The sequence below is a fragment of the Castellaniella sp. WN genome (assembly GCF_054457555.1).
Map to the genome: position 1 here is coordinate 2337135 of NZ_JBTKZC010000001.1, position 11340 is coordinate 2348474.

The following is an 11340-nucleotide window of genomic DNA, read 5'->3' on the forward strand; positions in this document are numbered from 1 at the left end:
GGTACTCGCCGGCCCGACCGGCGTGTTGAGAGAAACCCTTCGTACCAGTACGGATAATGCCGATGCTGGGAGCGTGCGCGGTTTCCTCCCCGGTTTCCAGTTCATTCCCGAAACCATTCCTCCCTGGAACGCGCTTCCCCCCTCCCCGACTCGGCTCCATTTCCGAATCCTTTTCGAACCTGGAGCTACATCTTGAACGCCAATCCGCAATTCCTGGCCGCCCGCGCCACCGTCGACCTGGCCGCCGTCGAGCCGCTGCCGCAATCCCGCAAAATCCACGTCACCGGCTCCCGGTCCGACATCCGCGTGCCCTTTCGCGAAATCAGCCAGGATGACACGCCCACCCTGTTCGGCGGCGAGTCCAACCCGCCCCTGACGGTCTACGACACCAGCGGCCCATACACCGACCCCGACGCGACCATCGACATCCGCAAGGGCCTGTCCGCCCCGCGCCTGCCCTGGATCCTGGAGCGCGGCGACACCGAGGAACTGCCCGGCCTCACCAGCCAGTACGGCCGCGCCCGGCTGGCCGACCCGGAGCTGGACGCGCTGCGCTTCGACCTGAAGCGCGCGCCGCGCCGCGCCCGCGCCGGCGCGAACGTGACCCAGATGCACTACGCCCGCCGGGGCATCGTGACGCCCGAAATGGAATTCGTCGCGATCCGCGAGAACCTGCGCCGCGAACAGTACGTCGAATCGCTGCGCCAGAGCGGCCCGGACGGCGCCCGCCTGGCCGAGCGCCTGACCCGCCAGCATCCCGGCCAATCCTTCGGCGCCGCCATCCCCGAACGGATCACGCCCGAGTTCGTGCGCGACGAGGTCGCCCGCGGACGCGCCATCATCCCGGCCAACATCAACCATCCCGAGGTCGAGCCCATGGCCATCGGGCGCAACTTCCTGGTCAAGGTCAACGCCAACATCGGCAATTCCGCCATCCGCTCCGACATCAGCGAGGAAGTCGAGAAGATGACCTGGGCGATCCGCTGGGGCGGCGACACGGTGATGGATCTGTCCACCGGCAAGCACATCCACGAGACGCGCGAATGGATCATCCGCAACTCCCCCGTGCCCATCGGCACGGTGCCCATCTACCAGGCGCTGGAAAAGGTCGGAGGCATCGCCGAGGAGCTGAACTGGGAGATCTTCCGCGACACGCTGATCGAGCAGGCCGAGCAGGGTGTGGACTATTTCACCATCCACGCGGGGGTGCGCCTGCCCTTCGTGCCCATGACGGCCAGCCGCATGACGGGCATCGTGTCGCGCGGCGGCTCGATCATGGCCAAGTGGTGTCTGGCGCACCACAAGGAAAGCTTCCTCTACGAACGCTTCGAAGACATCTGCGAGATCATGAAGGCCTACGACGTCAGCTTCTCGCTGGGCGACGGCCTGCGGCCGGGATCGGGCTACGACGCCAACGACGAGGCCCAGTTCGCGGAACTGCGCACGCTGGGCGAGCTGACCCGGGTCGCCTGGGAGCACGACGTGCAGGTGATGATCGAGGGTCCGGGCCACGTGCCCATGCAGATGATCCGCGAGAACATGGACCTGCAGCTCAAGCACTGCCACGAGGCCCCGTTCTACACCCTGGGCCCGCTGACCACGGACATCGCGCCGGGCTACGACCACATCACCTCGGGCATCGGCGCGGCGCTGATCGGCTGGTACGGCACGGCCATGCTGTGCTACGTCACACCCAAGGAGCACCTGGGCCTGCCCAACAAGAAGGACGTGAAGGACGGCATCATCACCTACAAGATCGCCGCCCACGCGGCCGATCTGGCGAAGGGCCACCCGGGCGCGGCGATCCGCGACAACGCCCTGTCCAAGGCGCGCTTCGAGTTCCGCTGGGAGGACCAGTTCAACCTGGGCCTGGACCCGGACACGGCGCGCGCCTTCCACGACGAGACCCTGCCCAAGGACTCGATGAAGGTGGCGCACTTCTGCTCCATGTGCGGCCCCAAGTTCTGCAGCATGAAAATATCGCAGGACGTGCGCGACTACGCCAGGGAGAACGGCCTGGACGAAGCCGCGGCCCTGGCCCAGGGCATGGCCGCGAAGTCGGCGGAGTTCATCAGCCAGGGGGCGGAAATCTACCAGAAGGCGTGACAAGCGTGCGGTGCGGGCAAGTGAGCCCCCGCACCTTGCGCACCGCTCACGGGACGAGACATGACAAGCACACCTCTCGCCTCAACGACGAATAAGACCGAACACTAACGCCATGGAACTGATCGGTCTCGGACTCTATACGCCCACTCAGGCGGCTCGCCTCACGGGGGCGAACCCCCGTGAGGTTCGCCGCTGGCTGTTCGGGTACAAGAACCAAGCCGGCGAACGGCTTCCCCCGCTCTGGCAACCCCAGTTCGCCCAGTCCGACGAAAAAATCATCGGCTTCATGGACCTGATGGAGCTGCGTATCGTCAAGGCCTTCGCACGCCACGGCGTTCCTATGCAAACCATCCGGGCAGCGATCCAATCGGCGCGCCAGCTATTCAACACGCCATATCCTTTCACCGCAAACCGGTTCCTGACTGACGGCAAATCCATTTTTCATGAGGCCATCAATCAAGAACCCCTGCTCACGGACCTGCTGAAAAGACAGATGATCTTCGAGTCCATCATCCGCCCGAGCCTCTATGCCGGCATTGAATTCGATGCGAACGGCACGGCCACACGATGGTATCCACTCAAGAACAGCAAGGCGGTCATCCTGGACCCCAAGCTGTCCTTCGGGCGCCCCTCCCTGAGCAGATTCGGGATCCCCACGGAAGTCATCGCCACCGCCGTCAAAGTCGAAGGCGACAAGAAACAGGTCGCTGCGCAATACGATATCCCGGTTGCCGACGTATCCGCCGTAAAGTTCGAAGCGCAGCTCATGGCGACGTGAGATTCCTGTTCGACAACAATCTGTCACCCCATTTCGCTGCGGCATTGCATGAGCTTTGCCAAGGCGCTTCGCGGCACCAAGTCATTCACCTGGGCCAGAAATTCCCCCGAAATGCGCCGGATCACGAATGGATCACCGCGCTGTCAGTAGAGGGCGGCTGGGCCAGCGTATCCCAAGACGGTTTTCGCAAGAATGACCTGGAGCGCGAGGCACTACGCAAATGCGGGCTCGCCGTTTTTGTGTTGTCCAGACAATGGATGGATCACGCCTATTGGGCCAAAGCCCGGAATCTGGTGAAATGGTGGCCTGCAATCGAAGATTACCAAGCCCGTATTCAGGGCGGCGCCGCTGTACGCATACCCTGGAGAATGACGGGCCGCTTCGAGCAAATTCGCCTCTGACGGACCCGTCAGCTTCTGCTTTCTCCCGCCAAACCCAACAAGACCAAGTTCCAGACACCGGGACCTGGTGCAAGCTTATTTCACCGCGTACAGGAACAATTCCACGCGGCGGTTCAGTGCGCGGCCCTCGGCGGTATTGTTGTCGCCCACCGGGCTGGCCGCGCCGCGGCCTTCGGCCATGAGGCGATCGGCGGCCACGCCCTGTCCCGCCAGGTACTGCGTCACCGCGCCGGCCCGGCGCCGGGACAGCGGCACGTTGATGGCGTCGGTTCCCGTGGAGTCGGTGTAGCCGATCGCCTTGGCGCGCAGTTCGGGATGCTGGCTCAGGGCTCGCGCCACACTGTCCAGGACCGGCAGCAGCGCCGGCTTCAGCACGGCCTTGTTGGTGTCGAACGAAACGTTGCTGGGGATGTTGACCTTCAGGGTGCCGTCGGGCATTTCGATGACGGCGATCCCCAGACTGGATGCGCCGGATTTCTCGACGTCCTGCTTGACCACTTTCCAGTTGTAGCCGACGACGCTGCCCACCACGGTGCCAAGGCCGGCGCCGATCAGGGCCGCCTGGCTGCTGTCGCCGATCAGGACCCCCAGCCCGGCGCCCAGGGCGGCCCCCGCGCCGGCCCCCACCGCCGTGTTCTGGCCCTGGGGCGACATATTGGCGCAGGCCGTCAAGAGCACCAGGCTGCCGATCACCGCCGTCCGGGCGGCCCGTTCCGTTGCTGTGCGCATCGCGTTCTCCTTGTTGTGCGAACGGGGACAGCGTAGCAAGAAGCCCGGAAGGCGGTGTAAGTCGATGCTGCGAAAAACGACACGACATTTCCGCCGGAAACGCCCGGGCGCGCGGGATGCGCCAAGCGGACGGGCGCGGCAAGCCGCGCCCGTCGGGATCGAGCCGGAAAAAAGATGATCAGTGCAGGATCTGGCTGAGGAACAGCCTGGTGCGCTCGTTCTGCGGATTGTCGAAGAAGGCGTCCGGCGCGTTCTCTTCGATGATCTCGCCGTGGTCCATGAAGATCACCCGGTCGGCGACCTTGCGCGCGAAGCCCATTTCATGGGTCACGCACAGCATCGTCATGCCGGTTTCCTCGGCCAGTTCGACCATGACATCCAGCACTTCCTTGACCATTTCCGGGTCCAGGGCGGAGGTCGGCTCGTCGAACAGCATGATCTTGGGGTTCATGCACAGCGACCGGGCGATGGCCACGCGCTGCTGCTGGCCGCCGGAGAGCTGGCCCGGAAACTTGTTCGCCTGGTCGGGGATGCGCACCCGTTCCAGGTATTTCATGGCGGTCGCCTCGGCCTCGGCCTTGGGGCGCTTGAGCACCCAGACCGGGCCCAGCGTCAGGTTCTCCAGCACGGTCATGTGGGGGAACAGGTTGAAGTGCTGGAACACCATGCCGACGTCGCGGCGTATGGCCTCGATCTGTTTCAGATCGTTGGTCAGTTCGGTGCCATCGACGATGATCCGGCCCTCCTGGTGCTCCTCCAGGCGGTTGATGCAGCGGATCATGGTCGACTTGCCCGACCCGGAAGGTCCGCAGATCACGATGCGTTCGCCGGGCGCGACGTCCAGGTTCAGGTCCTTCAGGACGTGGAACTGACCGTACCACTTGTTGACGTTCTGCAGGCGGATGATGGGTTCCGACATGGGCGGAGGCTCCTGCGGCGGGGTCGTCGCCCCGCCGGTACACGAAGATTAACGACGCTGCCCCTGATCCAGCTTGCGTTCCAGCGACAGGCTGTAGCGCGAGATCGAGTAGCAGAAGATGAAGTAGATGACCGAGATGAACAGGTAGGATTCCGTGCTGAAGCCGCGCCAGACGGCGTCGGACACGGCAGCCTTGGCCGCCTGGGTGAGGTCGAAGATGCCGATGATCACCACCAGGGACGTATCCTTGAACAGGGAGATGAAGATCCCCACCAGCGGCGGGATGACGATCTTCAGCGCCTGCGGCAGGATGATCTTGCGCATCTGCTGCCAGTAGCCCAGTCCCAGCGAATCGGCGCCCTCGTACTGGCCCTTGGGGATGGCCTGCAGCCCGCCGCGCACGGTCTCGGCCACGTAGGCCGCCGCGAACAGGATGATGGCGATCTGGGCGCGCAGCAGTTTGTCGATGGAGAAGCCCTCCGGCAGAAACAGCGGCAGCATCACCGAGGACATGAACAGCAGGCTGACCAGGGGCACGCCGCGGATGAGCTCGATGTAGACCACGCACACGGCCTTGACGCCCGGCATGTGCGACCGCCGCCCCAGGGCCAGCAGCAGTCCGAAGGGGAACGCGAAGGCGATGCCGAAAGTCGACAGGATCAGGGTCAGCGGCAGGCCGCCCCACTTGGCGTTTTCCACGTAGGTGAGGCCCAGGACCCCGCCCCACATCAGCACGCCGACGGCCACCAGGGCGGCGATCCACAGCAGCCCCAGGAACGGCTTCCAGAACCAGCGGATGCAACTGCAGACGATGACCCCCACCAGGATCGCGGAGGCCAGCAAGGGCCGCCACTGCTCGTCGTAGGGATAGATGCCGAAGAGGATGAGGCGGTGCTTTTCACGCACGAAGGCCCAGCAATAGCCGCCGGTTTCCCGGCACTGGGCCGCCGTGGTGGCGGCGAAGTCGGGCTTGACGAACAGGTAGTCGATCAGGGCCGGGATCGCCAGCAGCAGGATCCACAGGACCAGGATCGTCAGGATCGCGTTCAGCGGCGAGGAGAACAACCGGCTGCGCAGCCAGCCGAGCACGCCCGTGTCGGCGCGCGGCGGCAGGCGATCGGTGCCAGGGAGAGTGCGGTCCATCTATCGCTCCACCAGCGCGATGCGCTTGTTGTACCAGTTCATGAAGATCGAGATCGACAGGCTGACCACCAGATAGGCCGCCATGATGATCATGATGCCCTCGATGGCCTGCCCGGTCTGGTTCAGGATGGTGTTGGTGACGGCTACGATGTCGGGGTAACCGATGGCCACGGCCAGCGAACTGTTCTTCGTCAGGTTCAGGTACTGGCTGGTCATGGGAGGGATGATCACCCGCATGGCCTGGGGCAGGATCACCAGCCGCAGGGTGCGCGCCCGCGACAGGCCGATCGAGGAAGCGGCCTCCCATTGGCCCTGGCTGACGGCCTGGATGCCGGAACGCACGACTTCGCCCACAAAGGCCGAGGTATAGGTCACCAGCCCCAGCAGCAGCGCCGAGAATTCTGGCGACATGTTCAGCCCGCCCTGGAAGTTGAAGCCCTTGAGTTCGGGCCGGTCCAGCTCCAGCGAGCCGCCGCTGATCCAGAAAGCCAGCAGAGGCACGACGATCAACAGGCCCAGGGCGGCCCGCCCCAGGGGGAAGATCTTGCCGGTGGCGTCCTGGTGGCGGCGCGCCCAGTGGGCCAGCAGCACGATCAGTACGATGGCCAGCGCCAGCCCGCCGAAGATCCAGTCCATGGCGTCGCCCTTGAACCAGGGGATCTTGAAGCCGCGGTTGGAGATGAAGACGTCCGGCAGGGGCTGCAGCGCCTGCCGGGGGCCGGGCATGATCTCGGTGATGAGGGCATACCAGAAGAACAACTGCAGCAGCAGCGGGATGTTGCGCATGACCTCGATGTAGAGGCCGGCCAGGCGCGCGAGCAGCCAGTTCTTCGACAGGCGGCTGATGCCCAGCAGCGTGCCGAACAGGGTGGCGGCGATCACCCCGATCACGGAGACCTTGAGGGTGTTCAGCAGGCCGACCACGACCGCGTGGCCGTAGGTGTCGGCGGGGGAATAGTCCACCATCGATTCGCCGATGGCGAAGCCGGCTTCCTCGTGCAGGAAACCGAAACCGGTGGAGATGTTGCGCGCCGCCAGGTTGTGCAGCGTGTTGGAGGCCAGGTACCACACACCCAGGGCGACGAGGCCCAGGATCAGGACCTGGTAGATCAGCGCGCGCGTGGCCGGATCGTTCCAGGACCAGCGCCGGCGCGGCGCCCTGGGTGCGCGAGGTGTCGTTTCAGTCATAGGATGCGGGCGGTGAAGGCGGCGGCCGCCGCCGCCGGAATCCGGCCGCCGGGAGACTCCCGGCGGCCGAAAGAGCCGTGGACCGGATCAGGCGATCAGCGGATCGGCCAGGCGTACATCACGCCGCCCTTGGTCCACTGGGCGTTCAGGCCGCGTTCCAGCTTGAGCGGGGAGCCCATGCCGATGTTGCGCTCGAACGATTCGCCGTAGTTGCCGACCTGCTTGATGATGTTGTAGGCCCACTTCTTGTCCAGACCCAGGCCCTTGCCCATGTCGCCGGACACGCCCAGGATGCGCTGGATGTTGGGGTTGGGGCTCTTCAGCATCTCGTCCAGGTTCTTCGAGTCGATGCCGTATTCCTCGGCCTCGATCATGGCGTTCAGCGCCCAGCGCACGACCATGAACCATTCGTCGTCGCCCTGGCGGACCATGGGGCCCAGGGGTTCCTTGGAGAAGTCCTCCGGCAGGATGACGTAATCGTCCGGCGTGGCCGAGGACGCGCGCAGGCTGCCCAATTGGGATTTGTCGCTGGTGACGACGTCGCAGCGGCCGGACTCGAAGGTGCGGAAGCCTTCTTCGGAGGTGTTGATCACGACCGGCTTGAAGTCGAGCTTGTGGGCGCGGAACCAGTCGGCCAGGTTCAGTTCGGTGGTGGTGCCCTGCAGCACGCAGACCGCGGCGCCGCCCAGTTCGGTGGCGCTCTTGACGCCCAGGCTCTTCTTGACCAGCACGCCCTGGCTGTCGTAGTAGTTGACCCCGGCGCTCATCAGGCCCAGCGTGGTGTCGCGGGTCATGGTGGCGGTGGTGTTGCGGGTCAGGACGTCGACTTCGCCGGATTGCAGGGCGGTGAAACGCTGCTGCGTGGTCAGCGGAGTGGCCTTGAACTTGCTGGCATCGCCGAACACCATGGCGGCCACGGCACGGCACATGTCGACGTCGATGCCTTGCCAGACACCCTTGCTGTCGGCCTGGGAGAAGCCCGGCAAGCCGGCGTTCAGTCCGCATTGCACGAAGCCGCGCGCCTTGACGGCGTTGTAGGTTTCACCTGCCTGAGCGGTCGCGCCGGCGAACAACAGCGCCGCGCTGACGGCTGCGAGTTTCATCAGTTTCATAATCTTCCTTTCCCGATTTGAGCAAGTGGTGGTGAACGACACGGAATACAATCTCGTGGAATTGGTCCGTCTGGCCTAGATCGTAGCCTGCCATCGCAGGCATGAAACATGCGGGATATCCCTGCACCTGTCATGGCGATGCGCCATATCAGGTGCAGGGAGCCCGCCGACCGGCCCCGGATCGTCCCGCCAGGCACACCAAATACGCATGATCGAATTTCAGCACGTCTTCAAATCCTTCGGCCGGGGGCGCAACATCCTCGCGGACGTCAATTTCGGCATCGCGCCGGGGGAATTCGTCTTCGTCTCGGGGCCATCGGGCGCGGGCAAATCCACCCTGCTGAAGCTGGTCGGCGGGCTGGAGCCCGCCAGCCGGGGCGCCGTCACGGTCAACGGCCACCGCATCGACCGGCTGTCGGCACGCACGCTGCCTTACCTGCGCCGCACCGTCGGCCTGATCCTGCAGGACGCCCACCTGCTCTTCGACCGCAACGCCTTCGACAACGTCATGCTGCCCCTGGCCGTGCTGGGCCTGGACCGCGCCACGGCGGCGACCCGCGCCCGCGCCGCCATGGAAAAGGTCGGCCTGCGCGGCAAAGAGGACCTGTCGCCCATCGAACTGTCCGGCGGCGAGCAGCAGCGCCTGGCCATCGCCCGCGCCATCGTGGGCCGGCCCGCCATCCTGATCGCCGACGAACCCACAGCCAACCTGGACCACGACAGCGCCACCCGCATCATGGACGTATTCCGCGACTTCAACCAGGTCGGCGTCACGACCTTGATCGCCTCGCACGACACTGCGCTCATGGCCCGCTATGCGCGGCGCACCCTGCGCATCGACGCCGGGCGGTTCGAGGATATTCCGGGAGTGACCGAATGAGCGCGCAAGGCCGCCCCGACAGCGCCAAGGAGACGACATGAACCGCTGGCTGCGACATCACCGCTATGCCCTGGGCGTGGCGCTGCGGCGCCTGCGCCAGCATCCCTTCTCGTCCCTGGCCAACATCGCGGTCATCGCCCTGATGCTGGCCGTGCCCATCCTGGGCGCCTCGGTCCTGCAGTCCAGCCAGCCGCTGGCCCGGCAACTGGCGGTCGCGCCGGAACTGACCCTGTTCCTGAAGGCCGGCACGCCGCCAGCCGCCCAGCAGGCCCTGCTGGTGCGCGTGCGCGAAGAGGCCGGCGAGCGGATCGCCCAGGCCCGGCTGATGCCGCGCGACCGGGCCATGGCCCAGCTGCGCGCCGATCCAACCTGGGCCCGCGCCCTGGACGCCCTGCCCGACAATCCCCTGCCCGACGCCCTCATCGTCACCCTGCGCGACTCCGACGCCCCGGCGCGCGAGGCCGCCGACCTGGCGCAGGCCTGGCGCCAGTGGCCGGAAGTCCAGGAAATCCAGCTCGACAGCGAATGGGTGCGGCGCCTGGAATCCCTGCTTTCCTTCGTGCGGGTAGGCCTGGGCATGCTGGCCGGCGCGGTGGCCGTCGTCGTGCTGGCGACCGTGTTCAACACCGTGCGCCTGCAGGCCCTGACCCAACGCGAGGAAATCGCCGTCGCCCGGCTGGTGGGCGCCACCGAATCCTTCGTCCGCCGCCCCTTCCTGTACCTGGGCGCCCTGACCGGCCTGGCCGCCAGCCTGCTCGCGCTGCTGCTGGCCTGGCTGGCGCTGGCCCCGCTGAACGCGATCCTGGGCGGCTTCGCCCGCAGCTACGGCGTGGACTGGGCCATCCGCCTGCCGGCCGTCCCTGATCTGCTGCTGTCCGGCCTGCTGGTCGCCCTGCTGGGCGCCATCGCGGCGCGCCTGTCGGTCACGCGGCGCACCCGGTTCTGATGGCGCGCGGCACCCCCGACGGTCCCGGCGGATCCGCCGCCCCGGACGACGCCGCGTCGCGCATCGCCGCCTGGCAGCGCCGGGCCGGGCGCCACGGGCTGCCTTGGCAGCATACCCGCGACCCCTACCGCGTCTGGCTGTCGGAAATCATGCTGCAGCAGACCCAGGCCGCCACCGTCGTCCCATACTACGAGCGCTTCCTGGCCCTGTTCCCGACCGTCGTCGATCTGGCCGACGCGCCGCAGGACGCGGTCCTGCGAGTCTGGGCCGGCCTGGGCTACTACGCCCGCGCGCGCAATCTGCACCGCTGCGCGCAGGCCCTGCGGGACGAGCACGGCGGACGCTTCCCCGACACCGCCGCCGAACTGGCGCGGCTGCCCGGCATCGGCCCCTCGACCGCCGCCGCCATCGCCGCCTTCGCCTACGGCGAGCGTGCGCCGATCCTGGACGGCAACGTGCGCCGGGTGCTGGCGCGCTATTTCGCCGTCGAGGGCGACCCCACGGCGGCACGCACGGCGCGGCGGCTCTGGGCCCACGCGCAGGCGCTGATCGACGCCGCGCCCGCCGGCCTGGACATGGCGGCCTACACCCAGGGCCAGATGGACCTGGGCGCCACGATCTGCACCCGGACACGGCCCGATTGCCCGCGCTGCCCGCTGGCGCCGGACTGCCGGGCGCGCATCCAGAACCGTCAGGACGAACTGCCGACGCCGCGCGCCCGCCGGGCGCAGCCGCTGCGCCACTGCTGGATGCTGATCGCGGAATGCGAAGGCCGCGTGCTGCTGGAGCGCCGGCCGGACACAGGCATCTGGGGCGGCCTGTGGACCCTGCCGCAATTCGAGGACGCCGACGCGCTGCGGGCCGCCTGCGCCGGCCTGGCCGCGACCGAGCCGCCGCTGGCGCTGGCGGCGATCGATCACGTGTTCACACATTTCCGGCTGCGCATCCAGCCCTGCTGGCTGCGGATGCCGGGCGCCGCGCCCGAGCAGCCCGGCGCGGACCGGACCTGGGCGCCCATCGCGGACCTGGACGCCCACGGCATGCCGGCGCCCGTCGCCCGGCTGCTGGGGGCCCTCTGGACAAGTCGAGCGGAAAACAGGTACTGAGGATCCGGGCTGGAAGCAAGGCGCGAACCGCA

Annotated in this window: 11 protein-coding genes; 6 read left to right on the forward strand and 5 right to left on the reverse strand. The window is 66.8% G+C overall.

What is annotated here, in order from left to right:
* Positions 1 to 192 precede the first annotated feature (192 nt).
* The 3 genes from thiC to ACTPOE_RS11010 all read left to right on the forward strand — a co-directional run bounded on the left by thiC (position 193) and on the right by ACTPOE_RS11010 (position 3285).
* On the forward strand, positions 193 to 2106 hold the full coding sequence (gene thiC / locus ACTPOE_RS11000) for a phosphomethylpyrimidine synthase ThiC (RefSeq protein ID WP_458872229.1): 1914 nt from the start codon (positions 193 to 195) through the stop codon (positions 2104 to 2106).
* Positions 2107 to 2218: 112 nt separating this feature from the next.
* The gene (locus tag ACTPOE_RS11005) at positions 2219 to 2884 is read left to right on the forward strand and encodes a DUF433 domain-containing protein (protein ID WP_458872230.1); all 666 of its coding nucleotides are present in this window, start codon (positions 2219 to 2221) and stop codon (positions 2882 to 2884) included.
* Entirely contained in the window at positions 2881 to 3285 is a 405-nt protein-coding gene (locus ACTPOE_RS11010) for a PIN-like domain-containing protein (RefSeq protein WP_458872231.1), read from the forward strand. The genes ACTPOE_RS11005 and ACTPOE_RS11010 overlap by 4 nt, the downstream gene beginning before the upstream one ends.
* 75 nt (positions 3286 to 3360) lie before the next feature.
* Here the strand turns inward: ACTPOE_RS11010 and ACTPOE_RS11015 are convergent, their stop codons facing one another.
* From ACTPOE_RS11015 to ACTPOE_RS11035, 5 genes are all read right to left on the reverse strand, one after another.
* Positions 3361 to 4014 (reverse strand): OmpA family protein, encoded by a 654-nt coding sequence (locus ACTPOE_RS11015; RefSeq protein ID WP_458872232.1) that lies wholly within the window; start codon positions 4012 to 4014, stop codon positions 3361 to 3363.
* A gap of 178 nt (positions 4015 to 4192) precedes the next feature.
* Positions 4193 to 4933, reverse strand: coding sequence for an amino acid ABC transporter ATP-binding protein (locus ACTPOE_RS11020; RefSeq protein WP_458872233.1), 741 nt, complete (start codon positions 4931 to 4933; stop codon positions 4193 to 4195).
* Positions 4934 to 4981: 48 nt separating this feature from the next.
* The gene (locus ACTPOE_RS11025) at positions 4982 to 6076 is read right to left on the reverse strand and encodes an amino acid ABC transporter permease (protein WP_458872234.1); all 1095 of its coding nucleotides are present in this window, start codon (positions 6074 to 6076) and stop codon (positions 4982 to 4984) included.
* Positions 6077 to 7264 (reverse strand): amino acid ABC transporter permease, encoded by a 1188-nt coding sequence (locus ACTPOE_RS11030; RefSeq protein WP_458872235.1) that lies wholly within the window; start codon positions 7262 to 7264, stop codon positions 6077 to 6079.
* A gap of 95 nt (positions 7265 to 7359) precedes the next feature.
* Positions 7360 to 8376, reverse strand: a complete 1017-nt coding sequence (locus ACTPOE_RS11035; protein WP_458872236.1) for an amino acid ABC transporter substrate-binding protein — start codon at positions 8374 to 8376, stop codon at positions 7360 to 7362.
* 208 nt (positions 8377 to 8584) lie between these two features.
* Here ACTPOE_RS11035 and ACTPOE_RS11040 point away from each other — a divergent pair, with 208 nt between their 5' ends.
* The 3 genes from ACTPOE_RS11040 to mutY are packed head-to-tail and all read left to right on the forward strand — an operon-like array spanning position 8585 to position 11308.
* Entirely contained in the window at positions 8585 to 9256 is a 672-nt protein-coding gene (locus ACTPOE_RS11040) for a cell division ATP-binding protein FtsE (RefSeq protein ID WP_458872237.1), read from the forward strand.
* A 37-nt stretch (positions 9257 to 9293) separates the two neighbouring features.
* Positions 9294 to 10202 (forward strand): cell division protein FtsX, encoded by a 909-nt coding sequence (locus tag ACTPOE_RS11045; RefSeq protein WP_458872238.1) that lies wholly within the window; start codon positions 9294 to 9296, stop codon positions 10200 to 10202.
* Complete coding sequence (gene mutY / locus ACTPOE_RS11050; protein ID WP_458872239.1) at positions 10202 to 11308, forward strand: A/G-specific adenine glycosylase; 1107 nt, start codon at positions 10202 to 10204, stop codon at positions 11306 to 11308. The genes ACTPOE_RS11045 and mutY overlap by 1 nt, the downstream gene beginning before the upstream one ends.
* Positions 11309 to 11340: the final 32 nt, after the last annotated feature.

Coding starts and splice junctions, on each gene's coding strand:
- ACTPOE_RS11005 (WP_458872230.1), top strand. CDS start 2,219: ATGGAACTGATCGGTCTCGGACTCTATACGCCCACTCAGGCGGCTCGC.
- ACTPOE_RS11015 (WP_458872232.1), bottom strand. CDS start 4,014: ATGCGCACAGCAACGGAACGGGCCGCCCGGACGGCGGTGATCGGCAGC.
- ACTPOE_RS11020 (WP_458872233.1), bottom strand. CDS start 4,933: ATGTCGGAACCCATCATCCGCCTGCAGAACGTCAACAAGTGGTACGGT.
- ACTPOE_RS11025 (WP_458872234.1), bottom strand. CDS start 6,076: ATGGACCGCACTCTCCCTGGCACCGATCGCCTGCCGCCGCGCGCCGAC.
- ACTPOE_RS11030 (WP_458872235.1), bottom strand. CDS start 7,264: ATGACTGAAACGACACCTCGCGCACCCAGGGCGCCGCGCCGGCGCTGG.
- ACTPOE_RS11035 (WP_458872236.1), bottom strand. CDS start 8,376: ATGAAACTGATGAAACTCGCAGCCGTCAGCGCGGCGCTGTTGTTCGCC.
- ACTPOE_RS11040 (WP_458872237.1), top strand. CDS start 8,585: ATGATCGAATTTCAGCACGTCTTCAAATCCTTCGGCCGGGGGCGCAAC.
- ACTPOE_RS11045 (WP_458872238.1), top strand. CDS start 9,294: ATGAACCGCTGGCTGCGACATCACCGCTATGCCCTGGGCGTGGCGCTG.
- mutY (WP_458872239.1), top strand. CDS start 10,202: ATGGCGCGCGGCACCCCCGACGGTCCCGGCGGATCCGCCGCCCCGGAC.